The 20,534-nt window shown below is 75.4% G+C and carries 23 protein-coding genes and 1 pseudogene; 15 read left to right on the forward strand and 9 right to left on the reverse strand.

Going from position 1 to position 20,534, the window contains the following annotated elements:
- The first annotated feature begins 118 nt into the window (after positions 1-118).
- From secA2 to V6U82_RS27300, 4 genes are all read left to right on the forward strand, one after another.
- On the forward strand, positions 119-2,413 hold the full coding sequence (gene secA2 / locus V6U82_RS27285; RefSeq protein WP_334466080.1) for an accessory Sec system translocase SecA2: 2,295 nt from the start codon (positions 119-121) through the stop codon (positions 2,411-2,413).
- Between the two features lie 175 nt (positions 2,414-2,588).
- Entirely contained in the window at positions 2,589-3,329 is a 741-nt protein-coding gene (locus tag V6U82_RS27290) for a GAF and ANTAR domain-containing protein (protein ID WP_334466083.1), read from the forward strand.
- A gap of 76 nt (positions 3,330-3,405) precedes the next feature.
- Positions 3,406-3,915, forward strand: a complete 510-nt coding sequence (locus tag V6U82_RS27295; RefSeq protein WP_334466084.1) for a DUF2231 domain-containing protein — start codon at positions 3,406-3,408, stop codon at positions 3,913-3,915.
- A gap of 53 nt (positions 3,916-3,968) precedes the next feature.
- Positions 3,969-4,721, forward strand: coding sequence for a class I SAM-dependent methyltransferase (locus V6U82_RS27300; protein ID WP_334466086.1), 753 nt, complete (start codon positions 3,969-3,971; stop codon positions 4,719-4,721).
- On the opposite strand, the gene V6U82_RS27305 is transcribed toward V6U82_RS27300, so the two are convergent.
- Together V6U82_RS27305 and V6U82_RS27310 are read right to left on the reverse strand one after the other, a co-directional pair.
- A complete protein-coding gene (locus V6U82_RS27305) occupies positions 4,699-5,706 on the reverse strand; it encodes a DUF3500 domain-containing protein (RefSeq protein ID WP_435121868.1) in 1,008 nt (335 codons plus the stop codon). The two genes, V6U82_RS27300 and V6U82_RS27305, sit on opposite strands and share 23 nt — an antisense overlap.
- Positions 5,703-6,095 (reverse strand): ankyrin repeat domain-containing protein, encoded by a 393-nt coding sequence (locus V6U82_RS27310; protein WP_128137928.1) that lies wholly within the window; start codon positions 6,093-6,095, stop codon positions 5,703-5,705. The genes V6U82_RS27305 and V6U82_RS27310 overlap by 4 nt, the downstream gene beginning before the upstream one ends.
- 70 nt (positions 6,096-6,165) lie before the next feature.
- Between V6U82_RS27310 and V6U82_RS27315 the strand changes: the two genes are divergently transcribed.
- From V6U82_RS27315 to V6U82_RS27355, 9 genes are all read left to right on the forward strand, one after another.
- Positions 6,166-6,543, forward strand: coding sequence for a signal peptidase I (locus tag V6U82_RS27315; protein WP_128137929.1), 378 nt, complete (start codon positions 6,166-6,168; stop codon positions 6,541-6,543).
- Between the two features lie 104 nt (positions 6,544-6,647).
- A complete protein-coding gene (locus V6U82_RS27320) occupies positions 6,648-7,100 on the forward strand; it encodes a cysteine dioxygenase (protein ID WP_334466092.1) in 453 nt (150 codons plus the stop codon).
- Positions 7,101-7,138: 38 nt separating this feature from the next.
- A complete protein-coding gene (locus V6U82_RS27325) occupies positions 7,139-7,636 on the forward strand; it encodes a rhodanese-like domain-containing protein (protein WP_135239913.1) in 498 nt (165 codons plus the stop codon).
- A gap of 52 nt (positions 7,637-7,688) precedes the next feature.
- Positions 7,689-8,282, forward strand: a complete 594-nt coding sequence (locus V6U82_RS27330; protein ID WP_334466096.1) for a winged helix-turn-helix domain-containing protein — start codon at positions 7,689-7,691, stop codon at positions 8,280-8,282.
- Positions 8,283-8,573: 291 nt separating this feature from the next.
- On the forward strand, positions 8,574-9,185 hold the full coding sequence (locus V6U82_RS27335) for a winged helix-turn-helix domain-containing protein (RefSeq protein ID WP_120570122.1): 612 nt from the start codon (positions 8,574-8,576) through the stop codon (positions 9,183-9,185).
- A gap of 98 nt (positions 9,186-9,283) precedes the next feature.
- A complete protein-coding gene (locus V6U82_RS27340) occupies positions 9,284-9,913 on the forward strand; it encodes a uridine kinase (protein WP_135239915.1) in 630 nt (209 codons plus the stop codon).
- Between the two features lie 182 nt (positions 9,914-10,095).
- A complete protein-coding gene (locus tag V6U82_RS27345; protein WP_128138896.1) occupies positions 10,096-10,494 on the forward strand; it encodes a TraR/DksA family transcriptional regulator in 399 nt (132 codons plus the stop codon).
- Between the two features lie 47 nt (positions 10,495-10,541).
- A complete protein-coding gene (locus V6U82_RS27350; protein WP_128138897.1) occupies positions 10,542-11,411 on the forward strand; it encodes a DUF72 domain-containing protein in 870 nt (289 codons plus the stop codon).
- 284 nt (positions 11,412-11,695) lie between these two features.
- The gene (locus V6U82_RS27355) at positions 11,696-12,124 is read left to right on the forward strand and encodes a DUF2267 domain-containing protein (RefSeq protein ID WP_120573804.1); all 429 of its coding nucleotides are present in this window, start codon (positions 11,696-11,698) and stop codon (positions 12,122-12,124) included.
- Here V6U82_RS27355 and V6U82_RS27360 read toward each other — a convergent pair.
- Both V6U82_RS27360 and V6U82_RS27365 read right to left on the reverse strand, forming a co-directional pair.
- Positions 12,109-12,918 carry a DUF72 domain-containing protein gene (locus tag V6U82_RS27360; RefSeq protein ID WP_334466102.1) on the reverse strand — a complete coding sequence of 270 codons (810 nt, stop codon included), beginning with the start codon at positions 12,916-12,918 and terminating at the stop codon, positions 12,109-12,111. The two genes, V6U82_RS27355 and V6U82_RS27360, sit on opposite strands and share 16 nt — an antisense overlap.
- A gap of 9 nt (positions 12,919-12,927) precedes the next feature.
- The gene (locus V6U82_RS27365; RefSeq protein ID WP_128139234.1) at positions 12,928-13,671 is read right to left on the reverse strand and encodes a PIG-L deacetylase family protein; all 744 of its coding nucleotides are present in this window, start codon (positions 13,669-13,671) and stop codon (positions 12,928-12,930) included.
- A gap of 185 nt (positions 13,672-13,856) precedes the next feature.
- Here V6U82_RS27365 and V6U82_RS27370 point away from each other — a divergent pair.
- Both V6U82_RS27370 and V6U82_RS27375 read left to right on the forward strand, forming a co-directional pair.
- Positions 13,857-14,093: pseudogene (locus V6U82_RS27370) on the forward strand (hypothetical protein); the annotation flags it as partial.
- 6 nt (positions 14,094-14,099) lie between these two features.
- Positions 14,100-15,377 (forward strand): cupin domain-containing protein, encoded by a 1,278-nt coding sequence (locus V6U82_RS27375; protein WP_334466105.1) that lies wholly within the window; start codon positions 14,100-14,102, stop codon positions 15,375-15,377.
- A gap of 94 nt (positions 15,378-15,471) precedes the next feature.
- Here V6U82_RS27375 and V6U82_RS27380 read toward each other — a convergent pair whose 3' ends face one another.
- From V6U82_RS27380 to V6U82_RS27400, 5 genes are all read right to left on the reverse strand, one after another.
- Positions 15,472-16,143 (reverse strand): hypothetical protein, encoded by a 672-nt coding sequence (locus V6U82_RS27380; RefSeq protein ID WP_334466109.1) that lies wholly within the window; start codon positions 16,141-16,143, stop codon positions 15,472-15,474.
- Positions 16,140-18,812: an FtsK/SpoIIIE domain-containing protein gene (locus V6U82_RS27385; protein ID WP_334466111.1), complete on the reverse strand. Its 2,673-nt coding sequence runs from the start codon at positions 18,810-18,812 to the stop codon at positions 16,140-16,142. Before V6U82_RS27385 ends, V6U82_RS27380 begins: the two co-directional genes overlap by 4 nt.
- A complete protein-coding gene (locus V6U82_RS27390) occupies positions 18,805-19,683 on the reverse strand; it encodes a hypothetical protein (RefSeq protein ID WP_334466114.1) in 879 nt (292 codons plus the stop codon). The genes V6U82_RS27385 and V6U82_RS27390 overlap by 8 nt, the downstream gene beginning before the upstream one ends.
- Positions 19,684-19,691: 8 nt before the next feature.
- Positions 19,692-19,952 carry a hypothetical protein gene (locus V6U82_RS27395; RefSeq protein WP_091428014.1) on the reverse strand — a complete coding sequence of 87 codons (261 nt, stop codon included), beginning with the start codon at positions 19,950-19,952 and terminating at the stop codon, positions 19,692-19,694.
- A gap of 175 nt (positions 19,953-20,127) precedes the next feature.
- Complete coding sequence (locus tag V6U82_RS27400; RefSeq protein ID WP_318333911.1) at positions 20,128-20,505, reverse strand: hypothetical protein; 378 nt, start codon at positions 20,503-20,505, stop codon at positions 20,128-20,130.
- Between the last annotated feature and the right edge of the window lie 29 nt (positions 20,506-20,534).

Raw genomic sequence — 20,534 nt, forward strand, 5'->3', positions numbered from 1 at the left:
AAAACGGACGCCGACCGCCGCCAACCTCATGATCGACGGAAGCGGACGGGAAGGGCGGAACCCGGCGCGCGGCGGGCGGGGGTCACAATCGGCTCCGGTTCGCGTACCGTTGCCGCTCATGGGTGTGTCGCAACGGTTGAAGACCAGGTTCCGCCGGTTCCTCCAGCGCCCGGGGACGACAGTCGACCTGGCGCCGCTGGAGAAGCTGCTGCCGGCGATCGAGGCGCGCGAGGCGGACCTGGAACAGCTCTCCGACGCGGAGCTGACCGAGGCCGCCGGCCGGGCCACGGGCTACGAGGAGATCTGCGCGATCGGCCGCGAGGCGGCCCGGCGCGGGCTCGACCAGCGCCCCTACGACGTGCAGCTGCTCGGCGCGATGGCGCTGCTGTCCGGCAAGGTCGCGGAGATGGCCACCGGTGAGGGCAAGACCCTCACCGCCACGGTCGCCGCGTACGGGCACGTGCGGCTGGGCAACGGCCCGGTGCACGTGCTCACCGTCAACGACTACCTGGCCCGCCGCGACGCCGAGTGGATGACGCCCGTCTACGACCTGCTCGGGCTGACCGTCGGCTGGGTCAACGAGGCGTCCACGCCCGAGGAGCGGCGCGACGCGTACGCCTGCGACGTCACCTACGTCTCGGTCAGCGAGGCCGGCTTCGACTTCCTGCGCGACCAGCTCGTCACCGACCTGGCCGACCGGGTGCAGCCGCCGCTGAAGACCGCGATCGTGGACGAGGCCGACTCGATCCTGATCGACGAGGCCCGGGTGCCGATGGTGCTGGCCGGCGCGGTCGGCGGCGAGCAGGACCCGGTGCACGCGGCCGCCGCGCTGGTGCGCGGGCTGCGCAAGGGCAAGCACTACACCGTCGCCGAGGACGGCCGCAGCGTCGCCTTCACCTCGGTCGGCCTGGCCACCGTCGAGGCCAAGCTGGGCGGCATCGACCTGTACGACGAGGAGCACGTCGGGCAGCTCTCCGCGGTGAACGTGGCGCTGCACGCGCACGCCCTGCTGCACCGGGACGTGGACTACATCGTCCGGGACGACTCGGTCGAGCTGATCGACGAGATGCGCGGCCGGGTCGCCCAGCGCCGCCGCTGGCCGGACGGGCTCCAGGCCGCGGTCGAGGCAAAGGAGGGCCTGGACGCCACCGCCGAGGGCGAGGTGCTGGGCACGATCACCGTGCAGGCGTACATCGCGCTCTACCCGACGGTCTGCGGAATGACGGCGACCGCTGTGCTCGTCGGCGACCAGCTCCGCGAGTTCTTCGGCCTCGAGGTCGCGGTGATCCCGCCGAACACCCCCTGCGTCCGCGAGGACGAGCCGGACCGCATCTACGCCACCCGCGCCGAGAAGGAGGAGGCGCTGGTCGACGAGATCACGCGCTGCCACGAGGCGGGGCGGCCGGTGCTGGTCGGCACGCTCGACGTCAAGGAGTCCGAAGGGCTGGCCGCCGCGCTGAACGCCGCCGGCGTGTCCTGCGTGGTGCTCAACGCCAAGAACGACGACGAGGAAGCCGGCATCATCGCGGAGGCCGGCGCGTACGGCGCGGTGACGGTCTCCACCCAGATGGCCGGGCGGGGCGTGGACATCCGGCTGGGCGGCAGCGACCAGGCCGACCGCGACCGGGTGGCGGAGCTGGGCGGCCTGTACGTGATCGGCAGCGGCCGGCACGACAGCCGCCGGGTCGACGACCAGCTCCGCGGCCGGGCCGGCCGGCAGGGCGACCCGGGCGGGTCGGTGTTCTTCGTCAGCCTGGAGGACGACCTGGTGGTCCGGCACGCCGGTGACACCGTGCCGGCCTCGCCCCGGATGAACGCCGACGGTCTGGTCACCGACCCGCAGGTCGACTACGCGGTCGAGCACGCCCAGCGGGTCGCCGAGGGCGTCAACCACGAGATCCACCGCAACACGTGGCGCTACAGCCAGGTGATCGAGCAGCAGCGCAAGGCGCTCGCCGAGCGCCGGGAGCGGCTGCTGACCAGCGACATCGCGGCGCTGATGCTGCTGGAGCGGGTGCCGGAGAAGGCCGGCGAGATGGACGAGGACCTGCTCGCCGACGTGGCCCGCAAGATCGCCCTGTACCACCTGGACCGGCTCTGGGCTGACCACCTGGCCGAGCTGTCCGAGGTACGCGAGGGCGTGCACCTGCGGGCGCTGGGCCGGCTCGACCCGCTCGACGAGTTCCACCGGAGCGCGGTGCCCGCGTTCAACGCGCTGGTGCCCGAGATCGAGACGCGCACCGTGGCCACGTTCGAGGAGACCGAGTTCGACGAGGGCTGGGAGCCGGACTCGTCGAAGCTGGTGCGGCCGAGCGCCACCTGGACCTACCTCGTGCACGACAACCCGTTCGGCTCGGAGCTGGACCGGCTGATCGCCTCGGTGGGCCGGCGGCTCATCTCCGGGTCGCGCTGACCTGCACGGAAGGCCCCTTCCGGTGCGACCGGGAGGGGCCTTTTTGCGCGGTTTCGCTCGCGGTCTGCGAGGGTAGTCGGCCGGGGCCCACAGGAGGGACGGACATGGGACAGGCAACGGTGCCGGACGGGGAGACCGCGTGGACGTGCGCGGGGACGGTGGAGGCCCCGGCCCGGTGAACCTCGACACGCGCCAACCCATGATCGACAACCTCGGTGTGCTGGAGACGGCAGCGCTGCTGCGCGAGCTGACCGCCGGCCTGATCGGCGTGGCCGGGTTCGACGAGGCGCTCGACCGGCTGGTCCGCATCGCCCGCGACGCCGTGCCGGGCGTGGACTGCTGCGGCTTCACCGTGCTGCGCGCCGGTGAACCCGCCGGGGTGGCCGCCTCCGACCCGGACCGGGCCGAGCTGGACGACCTGCGGCACGGCCCGGACACGCCGGCGATGACAGCGATCCGCCGCCGGGAGATGATCATCGCGGGCGGGCTCGCCGACGAGACGCGCTGGCCGGCCTGGAGCGAGCGGGCCCGCGCGCTGGGCGTGCACGGGGTGATCTCCGCGCCGGTCGACGTGGACGAGCAGGTCATCGGCGCGATCAACCTGTACGCCGAGTCGCCCGACGCGCTCACCCCCCGGCACCAGCTCACCGCGATGCTGCTCGCCGAGCACGCCGGGCTCCTGCTGGCCGCCGCGCGTGACCGCGAGCGGGCCGCCAGCCGGGCCGGGGAGATCGACGACTCGCTGCTGGCCGAGGGCGTGGTCGGGCAGGCCGTCGGCGTGATCATGACGCAGCGCGGCTGTCCCGCCCCGGAGGCGCTGCGGGTGCTGCGCAGCGCCGCCTCCGCACTGGACATCCCGCTGCGCGAGGTGGCCGAGCGGCTCGTGCTGACCGTCTCCCGTCCCCGGGACAACTGAGCGACAGTCGTTTCGCCTCGCGGCGCCTCGGGTAGCACCCTGGACTGGTGAGCTGCGCCGACCTGGGGAGGAAGCGATGCAGAGCCGACTGCGGGTGCAGGGGCATCCCATTCAACCGATGCTTGTCACGTTCCCGTTCGGCCTGTTCGTCTGCGCCGCGATCTTCGACCTGGCCGACGTGGCCGGCGGTCCGGCGTTCCTCGGCGAGGTGGGCTACTGGACCGCCGTGGCCGCGCTCGTCGCCGCCGGGCTCACCACCGTCGCCGGTCTGGTCGACCTGTGGGACGTCCGCGCCGGGCGCACCAGCCGGACCGTGCTGACGTTCAACCTCGTCAACGCCGTGATGGCGGCGCTGTTCCTGCTGTCCTGCCTGATCCGGGCCAGCGCGCCGCAGCGGGGCGCGACGGGTGTCCTGCTCGCCGCCGAGCTCGTCGCGCTCGCGGTCGGCGCGGTCGGCGTGGCGCTGGGCGCGCGGCTGATGCAGCAGTTCGACCGGGTCCGGGCGACCGAGCCGACCGGCTTCGAGACGTTCGGTGACGTGCCCGCCGGGGCCACCGTCGAGATCACCCGTCCGCGCCCGTTCTGACCCCGGCCGAAATCCATTGCCGCGGCCGCCGCGGGGGCGGCAGGCTCGCGGGCATGGTCGGGACGTTCGAGGAACTGGTGGCCGAAGCCGAGGCGGCGCCGGTCGAGGGCTGGGGGTTCGACTGGCTGCGCGGCCGCGCCACCGAGGAGCGGCCGCCCTGGGGGTACGCGCGCCTGGTCGGCGACCGGATGGCCGCCGTGAAGGCGGCGCTGGACGTCGACACCGGCGGGGGAGAGGTGCTCGCCGAGGTGCCCGTGCCGCCGCCGCTGCTGGTCGCCACCGAGGCGTGGTCGCCGAACGTGCCGGTGGCCCGGCGCAATCTCCGCCCGCTCGGCGCGTCCGTGGTGCGGGTGGGCGACCGCCCGCCGCTGCCGTTCCGGGACGCCGTGTTCGACCTGGTCGTGAGCCGCCACCCGGTGCACACCTGGTGGGACGAGGTGGCCCGGGTGCTGCGGCCCGGCGGCGCCTACCTGTCCCAGCAGATCGGCCCCGGTACGATGCGGGAGCTGAGCGAGGCGATCCTCGGGCCGCTGCCGCCGCCGGAGCACCGCCACCCGGAGGTGGCTGTCGCCGACGCGCGGGCCGCCGGGCTGACGGTCGTCGACCTGCGCGAGGCCACGCTGCGTACCGTCTTCCACGACATCGGCGCGGTGGTCTGGTTCCTGCGCAAGGTGGTCTGGACGGTGCCCGGCTTCACGGTGGGCCGCTACCGGGACGAGCTGCGCCGACTGGACGCGCGGATCCGGGCCGAGGGACCGTTCGTCGCCTACGCCCGCCGTTTCCTCATCGAGGCGCGCCGGGGCTGACCGGGCCGGGCGGGTGCGCCGCGGCGTGGTGCGCGGCCAGCACGTCGGCGCCGAAGTCACCGGCGGGGCGGCGCAGCACGGTGTGCGCGTGGTTGCCGTCGTCGGTCGTGTTGTCGTACTCGATCAGCAGGTCCTCGCCCTGCACCCGGTAGTAGTGCCGCCGGCCGGGCTCCACCGGGCCGGCCCAGGCGAAGTGCAGCTCGCCGCCGTCGAGCCGGTCGGCCTCGCGGGCGGCCAGCTCCGGCGGCAGCCGGTCCAGGTAGAGCGCGACCAGCCGGTCGAGAAGCGCCCGGCCGGTGGGCCGCAGCCGCCCCCGGGGTACGCCGAGCGGGTCGAGCCGGTCCGGGGCGGCGGCCCGGGTGGCGCTGATGATGTCGGCGGGCGCCTCCTCGGCGATGATCGCTGCGGACCGGCCGCCCGGCCCGAGCGCGTCGAGCAGTTCTCGGGCCAGATCCTCCTCGGGGCCCAGGGGCCGGGAGACCGGGCGCCCGGCATGCCGCACGGTGGCCGGGTTGGCGCCGAGGAAGACCGGCGCGGGGGAGACCCGGTCGTCGGCGACGGTCATGCTCACCGACAGGTGGTGTCCCTCGAACCGCCAGGCCCAGTCGTCGTCGCGGGCCGGGTCGCCGAAGACGGCCACCCAGTAGTCGCCGCTGTGCCGGCCGCGCCGCCAGTCCTCGGCCCGGTCCAGCACCTCTTCGAGAGCCATCACGGCCATGGCCTGCGCGTACGCGGCCGGGCTGAGCGCGGTGGCGAGCAGCCGGTGCGCGGCCTTGCGGGCGCCGACGTCCAGGCCGGCGAGCGTGACGCCGGGCCGGGGCCGCGGCCGGTACTCCAGCCACCGCCGGGCCGGCTCGTCGTCGAAGGCGTGCCGGGCGGCGTCGCGGGCCGGCTCGTCCAGCGCCGCCAGGAACGCCTCGGCCGCCGCGCGCATCTGCTCGGGTACGGGATCCTCCACCGTCCCTGTATACCGCCCGCCGCTCATGCGCGGCCGAGCAGCGCCAGCATGTCGGGCAGTTCGAAGAACCGGGCGGTCTCGACCGCGGACGGGCCGCCGTGGTCCGGGTCGGCGCCGGCCTCGAGCAGCGCGCGGACCGCTGCCTCCTGGCGCCGGAACACGGCCGCGGCGAGCGCGGTCTGTCCCCGGTCGTTGACCCGGGCCGGGTCGGCGCCCCGGGCCAGCAGCGCGGCCACCGTGTCCGGGTGGGCGTGGTACGCGGCGAGGATCAGCAGCGTGTCGCCCTTGGCGTTGGTGAGGTTGACCGGCAGCCCGGCGTCCACGTTGGCCGCCAGTTCGTCGGTGGCGCCGGCCCGGGCCAGGTCGAACATCCGGTGGGCGAAGGCGATGGTCTCGTCGTCGAGTTCGTCGGGCATCCGCCCAGGCTATGGCGTCGCGGCCGGACGCGCCTGGTAGCTTGCGCAGCCGGGCACGGGAGGCGCACGCATGGACGATCGGGTGTACGTGGGCAACGCGGCGGTGGACGGCGCGACCGACGCGGGCTGGCTGCTGGGTCACTTCAAGCCGCCCGGGGACGTGCGGCACAGCACCGACGTGGAGGTGAAGTGGGGCGTGCACCTGGCGGGGGAGACCCGGTCCCGGTGGGCCACCGGTGAGCGGCGTACCGCCCTGCTGGTGCTGATCAGCGGCGCGTTCCGGATCGAGTTGCCGGACCGGACGGTGGTGCTGCGCGCGCCCGGTGACTACGTGGTGTGGGGCCGGGGCGTGGACCACTCCTGGTACGCCGAGCGGGAGTCCACGGTGCTCACCGTCCGCTGGCCGTCGGTGCCGGGTTACAAGGTGGAGCCGCCGGTGCGGCGGTGAGCGCGCCTCTCGTCCCAGCATTCGGTAATACCTACTAAACCGATAGGCTTTACCGTCTAAGCTGGGGGAGTACACCCGCTCCGCACCGTGAGGACGTCCCGCCGATGACCAGCACCGCTCCCGCCGACCTGCTCGCCGTCGCCGCCCGCCGGGCCGACCCGGACGGCTGGCCGGTGCCGCTGCGCTTCGAGGCGTCCGACCGGTGGTACGCCCGGCTGGACGCCGGCGACGAGCACGAGGTGTGGGCGCTGAGCTGGCTGCCCGGACAGGGCACCGACCTGCACGACCACGGCGGCTCGGCCGGCGCGTTCCTGGTCGTGGCCGGCGTGCTCACCGAGGAGACGGTCGGCGGCGGACGGCTGCGCCCGCACCGGCTCGCCGCCGGCGCCGGCCGGCGCTTCGGCGCACGGCACGTGCACCAGGTCACCAACCGCGGCGACGAGCCCGCCGTCAGCGTGCACGTGTACCGGCCGGCGCTGACCCGGATGACCCGCTACCACCTCGTCGCCGGCCGGCTCCGGGTCGCCGAGGTGGCCCGAGCCGGTGTGGCCTGGTGAGCCGCCGCCGCAACCCCGACGAACGGAAGGACGCCACCATGGCGCAGCAGACCCCCACCACCGCGACCGACCGCTGTCCGGTCCCGCCGCCCGGCTCGCGGGGCATCGACGAGATCCTCGCCGCCGCCCGGGCCCGCCTGCGCCGCCTCGACCCGGAGCAGGCCCACCTGGCCTGCCGGGGCGGCGCGCTGCTGGTGGACATCCGCCCGGCCGCCCAGCGCGCCGCGCAGGGCACCGTGCCCGGCTCGCTCGTGGTCGAGCGCAACGTGCTGGAGTGGCGCTTCGACCCGCGCTGCGCGGCCCGGCTGCCGCAGGCGACCGGCTACGACGTCCCGGTGATCGTGCTCTGCCAGGAGGGCTACACCTCGTCGCTGGCCGCCGCCGCGCTCCAGGACGTCGGCCTGCACCGGGCCACCGACGTCGTCGGCGGCTTCGCCGCCTGGCAGATCGCCGGCCTGCCCACCCTCGGTCCCAACCCGCCGACCCGACCCTCGTCCGCCGCGCCCCCGGTCACCGCCGGCGGGGCGCTCCGCTGACCGTCCCGCCGCACCCGGCGGGGCGGGGCGACCGCCCGCACAGGAGGCTCCCATGTCCGTCGTCGCCCTCACCACCCGTCCGGCCCGATCGGGCCGCCCCGACCGGGCCGTGCCGCCCCGGCCGCGTACCGCACCGACGCTCACCATCACGCTCGACCTGGGTGCCGGGCCGCTGATGCCGGGCCTCGCGCGCCTGGTCGACCTGCTCGACGAGCTGGCCGCTTCCGGGGAGGGAGCGGCCGCGTCCGGCGAAGGGCCGGCCGGACCGGACGGCCGCCCGGCCGCCCGTACCGTGCTCGACCTGCGCCGCGGCGACGCGCCCGCCACCGCGGCGCCCGCCCCCGGCGGCGTGCGCATCCTCACCGGCACCCGGCGCGTCCGCCACGGCGGCGCCGAGATCCCGCTGACCCGCATCGAGTACGACCTGCTGCTGTTCCTCGCCGAACATCCCCGCCGGGTGTTCACCCGACTGCAACTTCTCGCGAACGTCTGGGGCTACGAACACGCGGTGGCGCGCACCGTCGACGTGCACGTCCGCCGGCTGCGGGCCAAGTTCGGGCCGGACACGCCGCTGGTGACCACCGTGTACGGCGTGGGCTACCGCCTCGCCGACGACGCCGAGATCGTCGTGGACGCCGACGCCTGACCTCGGCCGACCCGAACGCGGCGCACCCGGACCCGGGGTGCGCCGCGTTCACGTCCGCCGCTGATCCGCCATTGTGAACCCCCGGGGAGACCCCCCGTACCACCGCGAATCGGTGCTCTGCTGTAATCAACGGGCCTCGCACGCAGAGCGAGCGCACGGCTGCGATGTGTTCGTCAAATGTCACATTCATGCAACGCGGCCGCCCCTTGACCCTCGCAGAGACGCCGGGAAGCATCGATGAAGCGGCGTCCCGGGCCGTGGGGAGATACCCGGACCAGCCCAAGGAGGACCATGTCGGTCAGCCCCGCCTCGTCGCGCGCCGGATGGCATACGTCCCAACCCGCGGTCCCCGGTCGTCCCCCCGGCGGCCAGCGCCGTCCCGCCAACACCGCCGCCGCGCCCATGCTCACCGTCACCCTCACCATCCCCCTGGCCTGCGAGGAGTCGCTCACCCCGGCCGCCCGCCGGCTGCTCGACGCCGCCCGCGAGATGCTCGAACGCGGCGACGCGGTGGTCAGCGCGGGCACCGTCCCGGCCGAGCGCCGGCCCGACGCCGTCCCGGCCGGCCGCGCCCCGGCGCGTCCGCTCGCCCCGACCATCCCGACCCTGCACATCCTCGCGTCGTCCCGGTCGGTGCTGCGTGACGGCGAGCCGCTGCCGCTGACCCGCCTGGAGTTCGACCTGCTGCTGCACCTGGTCGCCCACCCGCGCCGGGTGTTCACCCGGCTGCAACTGCTCAACGCGGTCTGGGGGTACGAGCACGCCGGCGTCCGCACCGTCGACGTGCACGTACGCCGGCTGCGCGGCAAGGTCGGTGTGGACGTCCCGCTCGTCACCACCGTCTACGGCGTCGGCTACCGGCTCGCCGACGACGCCCGGGTCACCATCGACCGCACCGGCTGAGCACCGGGACCACCACCCGACGACCGCCGCCGGACGGAGCCCCGACCGCCCGGAGCGATCATGTGGTGACCCGCCCGCCCGCGCGGCACGATGGTCCGATGCGTGTGCGCCCGATCAGCCCCGACCTGCTCGTCACCGAGCTGGCCGAGCGTCTCGCCCGCACCGGGACGCCCGGCCGGCTCCGGGTCGCCGTGGACGGCCCGCCCGCCGCCGGGCCGGACGTGTTCGCCGAGGCGCTCGTCGACCCGCTGCGCGCCGCCGGCCGGCCGGTGCTGCACGTGCGCGCCGAGGACTTCCTCCGCCCCGCCTCGGTTCGCCTGGAGCACGGCCGCACCAACCCGGACGCGTACTACGAGGGCTGGCTCGACGAACCAGGGCTGCGCCGCGAGGTGCTCGACCCGGCCGGCCCGGACGGCTCCGGCCGGCTGCTGCCGTCGCTGTGGGACGCCGACGCCGACCGGGCCAGCCGCGCCGCGTACGTGGACCTGCCACCCGGCGGGGTGGTGCTGGTCAGCGGCGCGCTGCTGCTCGGCGGCTCCTTGCCGTTCGACGTCACCGTCCACCTCGTGCTCTCCCCGGCGGCGCTCGCGCGACGGACCGATCCCGAGCTGCGGTGGACCCTGCCCGCCTTCGCCCGCTACGCCGAGGAGGTCGACCCCGCGGCCTTCGCCGACGTGGTCGTCCGGGCCGACGACCCGCGCCGTCCGGCGCTCGTCGAGGCCGCCTGACCAGCGGCTGCGGACTCACCGGAAACACTCAGGAAACAGCCGGTTTGGTCCGCCGCGGGCGGGGGTAATCGCCCGGCTCACAGAGCACGGGTGATCTCGTCACCCGCGCTTACACAGTCGGACCGGGTCCGGGGCGCTGGCCGCCCCGGTCCGGTATGAGGACGTAGGAAAGGCAGGCAGCGATGCTCGTCCACGACACGACAGCCACCGGCCGCTCCCAGGCGGAGGTCGACCAGATCCGGCAGTCCCTGCGGTCGCGGTACGACGAGCTGACCGCCGAGTACGAGCAGACCATGGCGCAGAGCCAGGTGCTGCGGCTGGTGGAGGTCGGCGACACCGCCGGCGACGACCAGGCCGACAGCGGCACCAAGACCGCCGAGCGGGACACCGCGCAGTCGCTGCTGCGGACCATCCTGGACCGGCGGGCCCAGTTCGAGCACGCGCTGACCCGCCTGGACGAGGGCACCTACGGCTTCTGCGAGGGCTGCACCGCGCCCATCCCGGTGGAGCGGCTGGAGATCTTCCCGTCCGCCACCTCCTGTGTGACCTGCAAGCAGACCCGGGAGCGGCGGGCTGCCTGAACGCCGTTCCGGTTGCCGGTCGGTCCCCGACGCGGTGGACTGCCACCATGGGTGAGATCAAGGTGGGCACCGCCTCGTGGACCGACCGGACCCTGCTCGACTCCGGCTGGTACCCGGCGAGCGCCGACACGCCGGAGAAGCGGCTGTCCTACTACGCCCGGCAGTTCCCGCTGGTCGAGGTGGACGCCACCTACTACTCGCCGCCGGCCGAGCGGACCGCCCGGCTGTGGGCCGAACGCACCCCGGCCGGGTTCACGTTCAACGTCAAGGCGTTCAGCCTGCTGACCGGCCACCCCACCCGCGTCTCCGCCCTCTACAAGGACCTGCGGCCGGAGACCGACAAGCGCAACGTCTACCCGGACGACCTGCCCGCGCAGGCGTACGAGGAGGTCTGGACCCGGTTCCTGTCCGCCCTCGACCCGCTCGTGGAGGCCGGCAAGCTGGGCGCGCTGCTGTTCCAGTTCCCGCCCTGGTTCACCATCAAGCGGGCCAACAAGGAGTACCTGCTGGAGGTGGCGCGGCGGTGCGCGCCGCTGCGCCCGGTCTTCGAGTTCCGGCACGCCTCCTGGTTCGACGGCGACAACGCCGAGGAGACGCTCGGCTTCCTGCGCGAGCACGAGCTGCCGTTCGTCTGCGTGGACATGCCGCAGGGACACAAGTCGTCCGTCCCGCCGGTGCTGGCGGCCACCGCGGACCTCGCGGTGGTGCGGTTCCACGGCCACAGCGACAAGTGGACCAGCAAGGACATCCACGAGAAGTTCGGCTACGACTACTCCGAGCGGGAGCTGCGCGACTGGGCGCCGAAGCTGCGCGAGCTGGCCGGCCAGACCGGGCAGACACACGTCCTGATGAACAACTGCTACCAGGACTACGCGCAGCGCAACGCGACCACACTCGCCGGCCTGCTGGACGCCTGAGCGTCTCACCCGGTCCGGGTGAGGCCCGCTCACCCGCCCCCGCCGCAGCATGGACCAGTGGGCGCCGGCTCGGGCGCCGCGACGAGGAGGTGGGTCATGACGGTACGGGTGGTGGCGGACCGACGCCGCGGTGGCGTACTGCACGTGGTCGGCAGCTCCGAGGCGCCACGGCGGGGCGAACGGCCCGGCCGGTTCAGCCCGACCCGGTTGTGGCGGGGCCCCAGCGGTCCGCCGCGCCGCGCCGACGACCGACGCTGGGAGACCGAAGCACGGGGGTGAGCCCGATGGCCGAACAGCTGTTGTCCGCGTTCGAGTCCTCGCTGGACAAGACGAACGTGATCCTCAAGGAGATCGAGTCCGCGTACGGCTGGCCGAAGGAACGGCGCAACCAGTCCTACGCCGCGCTGCGTACGGTGCTGCACCTGCTGCGGGACCGGCTGCCGGTGCAGGAGAGCACCGAGTTCGCCCAGCAGCTGCCGGTGCTGGTGCGCGGGATTTACTTCGACGGCTGGCAGCCGGAGAACGTGCCGATCAAGCTCAACCGCGACGACTTCCTGTACGAGGTGCGCCAGGGCTTCCCGTACGACGCCGAGGGCGGCGCGCAGCGGGTGGTGCAGGTCGTGCTGGACACGCTGCGCCGGCACGTCACCCAGGGCGAGTGGGAGGACGTGAAGGCCACCATGCCGGGTGACCTGCGTCAGATGATTCCCTGATCCGGCACCGCACCGGCCCGTCCCGCCCCCTCGGCGGGGCGGGCCGCAGGCGTGCGGGACACCGGCAGCCCGGCCCGCCGGGCCAGCCCGGCGAACGCGACCGCGTCGACGATCGCCGCGCCGCCCGGGTCGTTGTTGAAGTAGACGTACGCCGGCTCGCCGTCGCCGAACGCCCCGGCCAGCCTGCGCACCCAGCCGGCCAGCGCGGCCCTCCCGTAGCGCGGCCACGGCCGAGCCCGGCCCTCGTGCAGCCGCAGGTAACCGAAGTCGGTGGTACGCCACAGCGGGGTGACCGGCCGGCTGAGCCGGTCGGCCCAGACCAGCGCCGCCCGGTGCCGCTCCAGCACCCGCCGGGTGTCGTCGGTCCACCACGACGGATGCCGCGGCTCCACCGCCACCCGCACGCCGGCGGGGAACCGGCGCAGCACGCCGGCCAGCGCGTCCGGGTCGGCGCGCAGCGTCGGCGGGAGCTGCACCAGCACCGGCCCCAGCCGGTCGCCCAGCCCGGAGGCCCGGTCCAGGAACCGGGCCACCGGTTCGGCCGGATCGCGCAGCCGCTTCACGTGGGTCAGGTAGCGGCTCATCTTCACCGCCACGCAGAAGTCGCCGGGCGTACGCTCCCGCCACGCGGTGAACGTGTCCCGCTCGGGCAGCCGGTAGAACGCGTTGTTCACCTCGACCGTGGCGAACCGCGAGGCGAAGTGCTCCAGCCAGCGCCGCTGCGGCAGCCCGGCCGGGTAGAACCGCTCCCGCCAGTCCCGGTACTGCCAGCCCGACGTGCCGACCAGGAACATCGCCGCGCCCTACTGGAGGTTGATCTGGAAGACCTCGAACGTGGCGCCGAACCGCGCGCCGAGCCGGCTGCCGGCCGGCCGGGCCATGCCCTCCAGGAACTCCTCGGCGTCGAAGCCGCCGTCGCCGAGCCCGCTCAGGTACGCCCCGTGCGCCCGCAGCGACGCCACACCCCGGTCGAACGTGTCGGTCACGTCCACCCCGTGCCGGGCCACCGGCGACCCGGCCGCCCACACCTCGCGCACCCGCGGCCACGGCTGGACGCCGTCGGTGAGCTGCTCCGGGAAGATCCACCGGTTGCCGGCGTCGCGGACCGCGTCCAGCGTGGCCCGGCCGCAGGCGATGTGGTCGGCCTGGTTCAGCGCGTACGCACCGTCCCAGGTCTCCCGGAAGTTGTTCGTCAGCACCACGTCCGGCCGGTGCCGGCGCACCACGGCGGCGATCGCCCGGCGCAGCGGCACGCCGTACTCCAGCAGCCCGTCGGGCAGGCCGAGGAACTCGACGGCCGACACCCCGACCACAGCGGCGGAGGCGCGCTGCTCCTCCTCGCGCACCACCCGGGCGCGCTCCGGCGACATCCCGTCGATGCCCGCCTCGCCGCTGGTGAGCAGGCAGTAGACGACCTCCTTGCCCTGCCCGGTCCAGCGGGCCACCGCGGCGGCGGCGCCGAACTCCAGGTCGTCGGGGTGGGCCACCACGGCAAGTGCCCGCTGCCAGTCCTCGGTCAGCGGGGTGAGCGGCTCCGGCTGCGTCACGTGCGTCTCCTCGCGTCGTCCTCCCGCCATCCTGGCATCCACCCGTCCCGGCCGCTTGCCCCGCGAACCGTCCGTACGGCGGTGTCCGGGCGTCTACGGTGTGGTTAGAGAAGATCGGGCGTGGGGTACCACCCGCTGCACACGGACCCCGGCACCACGCGGGGCGGCACACCGAGGGAGCACCCATGGCATTGAACGACGACGACATCCAGAGCAGCGGCGGCAGCGGCCTGGAGGGCCCGGCCGACGGCGGTGCCACCCCGGGCCAGCACGACGGTGGCGCGGACGGCGGCGCCGAGGGCCCCGCTGACGGCGGCGCGACCCCGGGCCAGCACGACGGTGGCGCGGACGGCGGCGCCGAGGGCCCGGCCGACGGCGGCGCGACCCCCGGCCAGCGCGACGGCGGCGCCGACGGCAGCGCCTGACACATGAGCACCACGCACGTCGACCCGCCGGGTGGCCTGGGCCGCCCGGCGGTTCCGTTCGCCGCGACCGAGGCGCTGACCCGGTGCGTGGCGGTGGAGCCGGCCAAGTTCGCCGCCGACCACTGGGGGCGCAGCCCGCTGCTGTCCCGCGCCGCCGAACTGCCCAACCCGGACGGCTTCACCGACCTGCTCAGCCCCGCCGACGCCGACGAGCTGCTCAGCCGCCGCGGTCTGCGTACCCCGTTCCTGCGGGTGGCCAGGGACGGCCAGCTCGTGCCGGCGGCGCGGTTCACCGGCGGCGGTGGCGCCGGCGCCGAGATCGGCGACCAGGTCCTCGACGAGAAGGTGCTGGCGCTGTACGCCGACGGCGCGACGCTGGTGTTGCAGGGCCTGCACCGCACCTGGCCGGCGCTCGTCGACTTCGCCCGCGACCTGGGCACTGCGCTGGCCCAGCCGTTGCAGGTGAACGCCTACCTGACCCCGGCCGGCAGTCAGGGCTTCGCCACCCACTACGACACCCACGACGTGTTCGTGCTCCAGGTGGACGGGCGCAAGCACTGGCGGATCCACCCGCCGGTGCTGGCCGACCCGCTGGAGCGCCAGCCCTGGGGCGGCCGGGCCGACGAGGTCTCCGCGACCGCCGACGGGCGCCCGGCGCTGGACGTCGTGCTCGAACCGGGCGACGCGCTCTACCTGCCGCGCGGCTGGCTGCACAGCGCCCAGGCGCAGGAGTCCAGCTCGCTGCACCTGACCGTGGGCATCCGGGCGCTGACCAGGTACGCCGTGGTGGAGGAACTGCTCGCGCTCGCCGCCGAGGACGCGCGGCTGCGCGCGAGCCTTCCGTTCGGGCTCGACCTGGCCGACCCGGACGCGATCGAGCCGGAGCTGACCGAGACCGTCGAGGCGTTGCGCGACTGGCTGTTGCGGGCCGATCCGGCGGCGGTGGCCGGCCGGCTGCGCGCCCGGGTCTGGCCGGCCGCCCGGCCGGCGCCGATCCGGCCGCTGGCCCAGGCCGAGGCGCTGGCCCGGCTGAGCCCGGACAGCGAGGTCGCCGTGCGCGGCGGGCTGCGCTGGCAGCTCACCCCGGCCGCCGACGGACGGGTCACGCTGCGCGTACCCGACCGCACGCTCACGCTCCCCGGCACCTGCGAGGCGGCGCTGCGCGCGCTGCTGACCGGCGAGGTGACCCGGGTAGGCGACCTGCCCGGCCTCGACGACGACGCCGACCGCCTGGTGCTGGCTCGCCGCCTCCTGAAGGAGGCCGTCCTGACCCCCGCCTGATCCCGGCGACCATGAGGTTGACCGGCGGCGCGACGGCGTGTCGCGCCGCCAACCTCATGATCGACGGTCCGAGGGAGGGCGTGGGGAGGGGCGGTCAGCGGGTGTAGGTCACCGTCAGCAGGAGCAGGGTCGTGACCAGGCCGGAGGCGGCCACCAGGATCATCGGGCGCGGGGTCAGCACCGCGTGGCGGCGGTCGGCCAGCAGCCGGGCCGGCGCCAGCCCGATCACCGGACCGAGCAGCGTAACCACCAGCGCCAGCACCGGCAGGCCCACCGCCAGGTCACCGCTGGAACCGGCGGCGAGCGCCCGCGCACCCACCCCCAGCGCGTACGCCACCAGCGCCCCGCCGATGCCGCACGCGACCAGCAGCGGGTTCACCGAGCCGGGCAGCTCACCCGGCGCGCCGGTGCGCTCCAGCAGCTCCCGGACCGCCCGCAGCAGCGGCACCGGGTCACCGGCGGCGCCGCGTACCGGGCCGGGCGGGTCACCGAGCCGCCGGGCGCCCATGCCCAGCCGGGCCCGCAACTGCGTCCACAGGTGAGTGACCTCGGCGTCGACGCGCTCCACCATCCGAGACGCCTCGGCCACCTCCGCCTCGGCCTGCCGCACCTGCTCCTTCGCCTCGGCCACCGCCCGGCCGGCGGCGGCCACCTGCTGGGCGTACCAGGTGTCCGCCTCGGCCCGCTGGGCGGACACCCGGGCGGTCAGCTCGGCGAGCCGGCGGATCTGCGCGTCGTACGTCTCACTGGCAACCGGTTCGTTCATCGGGACGGACCATAAGGGATGATCACCTGTCCGGTGCGGTGCACCGCCCGGTCGAAGTACAGACCGCGCCACGGCCGGGGATACCAGTCCGGCCCGCCGCTGCCCGGATACAGCGAGGAGCCCAGCTCACCGCCCTGCACGTCGAGCGCCACCCAGGCGCCGATCTGATCGGTGCGCGCGCCCGCGCCGCCCAGGTCGACCCGCATCCGGGCCACGCCACGCCACCACGCCAGCACGTGCGTACGCCGTTCCGGCCCGTCGTGCAGGATCCGGCGCAACTGCTCCAGCCCGGTCCGCGTACCGGCCTTGCCGGCCAGCGCCGCGGCGGCCGCGTCCACCGCGTACAGCAGCAGGAAGTGCGGGGTACGCGCCGCACCCGGCGCGCCGAGTCCGTCACCTGCCTCGGCCATCAGCTCCGGCACCGTCTCCTCGTCGTACCAGGAGGCGTCGCCTTCCAGGTCCTCGTACAGGGCGCGGGCGGCCGGGTCGGCGTCCGGGTCCAGGCAGGCGATGGAGAACCGGGCGGTGCCGGGCCGGTACTGCCGGGCCAGCGACCGGGCGGCGGCGTCGAGCACCGCGCACGCCTCGTCCACCCGGGTGCCCAGCACGGCCAGGTTGCGGCCCGGCGCCCGGGGCAGCCGCAGCGCCGCCGAGCGGGCCTGCACGTCGATGATCTCGCCCAGCAGCGCCACCGGGCTGCGCGGCACGCCCTGCTCCGGCGCGGTCAGCGCGCGGAAGTCCGGCGCGTCGGCCAGCTTCGGGATCGCGTCGCCGTCGAACAGCCGGGCCGGCGCGGCGTCCTGCGGGCGCATCCGCCACAGCCGGTGCTGGAGCTCGCTCCACGTCTCCCAGTCGCTGGCCGACGGGATCCGGGCCACCTCGTTCCCCTCGGCCAGGCCCGACTCGGCGTTGATCACCGCGTGGTGGCGGGGCAGCGACTGCGCCGCGTCGTTGCGCTCGGCCAGGATGCGCAGCGCCTTCGGCAGCGCGATCCGCAGCGTGAACTGGGCGACGAGCGCGGGCCGGCCCCACAGCGCCTCGATGCCGCGCACGTCCTGCGAGGCGAGCACCAGGTGGATGCCCTGCGACCGGCCCCGCCGGGCCAGGTCCTCCAGCAGGTCGGCGGCCTCCCGGGCGACCACGTCCCGGCCGGCGAGCAGCGCCTGGAACTCGTCGACCACCGCCACGATGCGCGGCCAGTGCCCGTCCGGGTCCACCGCGCGCAGCTCGGCCAGCTTGGTGACCTCGTGCTTCTTCGCCGCGTCGGCGCGGCGGCGCAGCTCCTCGGCGAGGAAGCGCAGCAGCGCCAGACCGAACTCCCGGTCGGTGTTGACGTTGATGCCGACCAGCCGCATGTGCGGCAGCCAGCTCGGGTCGCGCCGGCCCTGCGCGAACCGGGCGAAGGACACGCCCTCCTTGAAGTCCAGCAGATAGAACTCCAGCTCGGCGGGGGAGTAGCGGGCGGCGAGCGCGCCGATCCAGGCGAAGATCAGGTTCGTCTTGCCGGTGCCGGACGGGCCGCCGATCAACGCGTGCGGCGGGTAGTCGCCGAGCGTGAGCAGCACCTGCCGCCCGTGCGGGCCCTCGCCGACCGGCGCGCTGAGCCCGTGCGCCGAGTCCTCCCGCCAGTACTCGTCCGGCGGCGGGAGCAGGTCCGTGAACGGCGTCGGCGGCGGGCCGGCGGCCACCCGGGAGGCGACGGTGCGGCACGTCTCGGTGACCAGGGCGGGCGGCGGCGGCGCGTCGAGCACCACCGGCAGCCCGGCCACCCGGGCGTCGTCGCGTTCCACGGTGATCCGGGTGACGGTCGGGTCGTCCGGCAGCTCGATGCCGCGGACCACCAGGTGCACGCCGCACGCGGCGCCGGTACGCACCACCCGGTCGAGCTGGCCGCGCTCGTGCCGGGACAGCTCGTCGCCGCCGAGCAGCACCGCCACCCGCCACGGCTCCGGGCGCCGCCCGGTCGCGGCGGCCAGCTCGCGCAGCGAGCCGTACTCACCGGCGAGCACAGTGGCGTTGATCCGGCGGATCTGCTCCACCAGGTCGTCCAGCAGCCGGCCCAGCCCGCCCGGCCCGACGAACGTGAGCAGCCCGGCCGTGCCCAGCGGCGCGAACCCGGCCAGGCCGCCGCCCAGGTGCTCCGGGTCGTACCCGTAGAGCCGCACCGCGCCGGGGTCGGCCCGTCCCACCGAGCGCAGCAGCAGCGCGGGGACCACGGCGGCCGGCCCGTCCCGGTCGCCGCCGGTCAGGTGCGCGTGCCCGGCGTCCAGGAGCGGGACCAGCGCCGGCACCGGTTCGGCGCCGTCGAGGCGTACCGTGCCGACGCGCAACGCGCCGGGCGGCTCGGACCGGCCGGCGGGCGTGGCCCGCCAGCGGTCCCAGGGCGCGGACGCCGCGCCCGGTGCCTCCCGCTGTGCCGCGGCGGCGGCCCGGCGGGCCAGGTCGGTGAGGCGGGCGGTGTGCCGGGCGTCGATCTCGGCCAGGCGCCGGTCGCGGGCGGCGCCCACCCGGGCGGGCACCGCCGCGGCGGCCTTGCGGGTACGGGCCAGCCGGTCCCGCCCGGCGGCCAGGTCGGCCTCGGCGGCGGTGAGCCGGGTACGGGTGGCGCCCAGGGCCTCGGAGAGCATCCCCCGGACCCGCGTCACCAGTTGTGCGCGGACGTCAGCCACGGGACGGCTCCCGATCGTCGGTGTCCTTGGGCAGGTCCCGGCCGAGCCGGTCGAGCAGTACGCCGGTGAGCACGCCCGCGGTGACCGCCGGGTCGGCCGCGTGCGGCTGCTCCGCGTCGTCGTCGCGGCGCGGCGGCGGCATCCGGCACACCCGGGTCAGCAGCGTGTCCAGCACCGGCCGCGGCAGGCCGGGCAGCAGGTCGCGGACCCGGGAGTCCAGCGCGCCGCGCAGCCGGGGCAGGTCGTCCGCGCGGGGCGGATGGCCGAGCAGCTCACCGGCCAGCTCGCGCAGCAGCGGCGGGGTGATCGCGGCCAGCCCCAGCCCCACGTCGGCGTGCGCCCGGCGCAACTCGCGGTGCAGCCGGTCCCGGTCGCCGGAGCGGATCCCGGCGACCACCCGGCGCAGCAGCTCGTGGGAGTCCTCGACGCGCTCGTCCGGCTCGTCCGGCGTGCCCTCCCGGCCGCCGGTCAGCTCCGCCACCCGCACCGCCCACCAGCGCCGTACCGCCGGTTGCTCGCCCGGCTCGGCGGCCGGGCCCGGTGCCGGCGGGTCCTCGCCGCGTGGCGTGTCGTGCCGGGGCGGCCGCTCGCCGGGCGGCGCCGGCCGCGCGCCGTCCGGTGCCAGCCCGATCGCGGCCAGGTACGCGGTGAGCTGCTCCTGCGCCACGCGCAACGCGTAGCCGGCGGTCTCGGCGTGCTCGGTGGCCGAGGACAGCTCCGGCACCCCCATCGGATCGGACGACTCCTGGCGCACCCAGCGCAGCCGCTCCTGCGCCTGGCCGAGCTTCTCCAGCGCGGCGGCGAGCTGTGCCAGCGGCAGTTCCTCGGCGGCGGCGCGTACCTGCGCGCCGATGTCCTCGACGATGGACACGGCAGGCCTCAGAGCGTCGCGACGTAGATCTGAGCCTGCTCCACCGCGACGAGTGTCGCGGCCAGACACTCCTCCAACTCCTGGCCCGCCTGTGTCAGCGAGGCCTGGGCCGCCTCGACCGTCTCGTGGCCGCTGCCCTCCAGCGCGCCGGCCAGCGTCTGCTGCGCCTCGGCCAGCTTCTCGCCGGCCGCCTGCACCGCTGTCTGGCCGTCACCGATCTGCTGGAGAGCGACATCGATGGCGGCCTTCAGCTCGGCGACGCTCGCCACGGGGACCTCCTGGGGGCGGAAGAGATCTCCATTACAACCCATCCCGGCGGGTGGACGAACATCCACCCTCGCGGCGTTGCGGCCCCGGTGTCCGGTTCCGGCCCTGACGTGCGCGAAGACCCTGCCGCTGGTCCCGTCGGCGGACTCCTCGGTCCCGCTGACGGGACCGGGTGCTCTAGCGGCCCAGCCAGCGCGGGCCGCGTACCTCCGCACCCAGCGCGGTCACCCGCTCGCGCAGCTCCCGGTCGGCGGTGACCACCACCCGCCGCCGACCCGGCGCGGCGGCGACCAGCTCGACCATCGTGTCGTCGCCGGAGCCGGGCGCGGAGACGACCTCCACGCCGGGCGCGGGCGCCACGTGCCGGGCCGCGCCCTCCACCACCAGCACCACCTGCACCGGCGGCGGCAGCTCCGGCGGCACGCCCGCCTCCCCGACGGACGCCAGCGCGTCGCGCAGCCGGACCGCCGCGCCGGCCCGGTCCCGCCACCAGCCGTCCGGGCGTGAGCCCACCACGTTCGCGCCGTCCACGATCAGCAGCGGTCTGCTCTCCATGCCCCCAGCCTGCCATCCGGTCGAGTTTG

Origin of the sequence: Micromonospora sp. CPCC 205554 (assembly GCF_036902745.1) — a bacterium.
GTDB classification, from domain to species: domain Bacteria; phylum Actinomycetota; class Actinomycetes; order Mycobacteriales; family Micromonosporaceae; genus Micromonospora; species Micromonospora tulbaghiae.

Excerpts from the sequence above, each read along its gene's own strand:
- secA2 (WP_334466080.1), top strand. The coding sequence starts at position 119 with ATGGGTGTGTCGCAACGGTTGAAGACCAGGTTCCGCCGGTTCCTCCAG.
- V6U82_RS27295 (WP_334466084.1), top strand. The coding sequence starts at position 3,406 with ATGCAGAGCCGACTGCGGGTGCAGGGGCATCCCATTCAACCGATGCTT.
- V6U82_RS27300 (WP_334466086.1), top strand. The coding sequence starts at position 3,969 with ATGGTCGGGACGTTCGAGGAACTGGTGGCCGAAGCCGAGGCGGCGCCG.
- V6U82_RS27305 (WP_435121868.1), bottom strand. The coding sequence starts at position 5,706 with ATGAGCGGCGGGCGGTATACAGGGACGGTGGAGGATCCCGTACCCGAG.
- V6U82_RS27310 (WP_128137928.1), bottom strand. The coding sequence starts at position 6,095 with ATGCCCGACGAACTCGACGACGAGACCATCGCCTTCGCCCACCGGATG.
- V6U82_RS27315 (WP_128137929.1), top strand. The coding sequence starts at position 6,166 with ATGGACGATCGGGTGTACGTGGGCAACGCGGCGGTGGACGGCGCGACC.
- V6U82_RS27320 (WP_334466092.1), top strand. The coding sequence starts at position 6,648 with ATGACCAGCACCGCTCCCGCCGACCTGCTCGCCGTCGCCGCCCGCCGG.
- V6U82_RS27325 (WP_135239913.1), top strand. The coding sequence starts at position 7,139 with ATGGCGCAGCAGACCCCCACCACCGCGACCGACCGCTGTCCGGTCCCG.
- V6U82_RS27330 (WP_334466096.1), top strand. The coding sequence starts at position 7,689 with ATGTCCGTCGTCGCCCTCACCACCCGTCCGGCCCGATCGGGCCGCCCC.
- V6U82_RS27335 (WP_120570122.1), top strand. The coding sequence starts at position 8,574 with ATGTCGGTCAGCCCCGCCTCGTCGCGCGCCGGATGGCATACGTCCCAA.
- V6U82_RS27340 (WP_135239915.1), top strand. The coding sequence starts at position 9,284 with ATGCGTGTGCGCCCGATCAGCCCCGACCTGCTCGTCACCGAGCTGGCC.
- V6U82_RS27345 (WP_128138896.1), top strand. The coding sequence starts at position 10,096 with ATGCTCGTCCACGACACGACAGCCACCGGCCGCTCCCAGGCGGAGGTC.
- V6U82_RS27350 (WP_128138897.1), top strand. The coding sequence starts at position 10,542 with ATGGGTGAGATCAAGGTGGGCACCGCCTCGTGGACCGACCGGACCCTG.
- V6U82_RS27355 (WP_120573804.1), top strand. The coding sequence starts at position 11,696 with ATGGCCGAACAGCTGTTGTCCGCGTTCGAGTCCTCGCTGGACAAGACG.
- V6U82_RS27360 (WP_334466102.1), bottom strand. The coding sequence starts at position 12,918 with ATGTTCCTGGTCGGCACGTCGGGCTGGCAGTACCGGGACTGGCGGGAG.
- V6U82_RS27375 (WP_334466105.1), top strand. The coding sequence starts at position 14,100 with ATGAGCACCACGCACGTCGACCCGCCGGGTGGCCTGGGCCGCCCGGCG.
- V6U82_RS27380 (WP_334466109.1), bottom strand. The coding sequence starts at position 16,143 with ATGAACGAACCGGTTGCCAGTGAGACGTACGACGCGCAGATCCGCCGG.
- V6U82_RS27400 (WP_318333911.1), bottom strand. The coding sequence starts at position 20,505 with ATGGAGAGCAGACCGCTGCTGATCGTGGACGGCGCGAACGTGGTGGGC.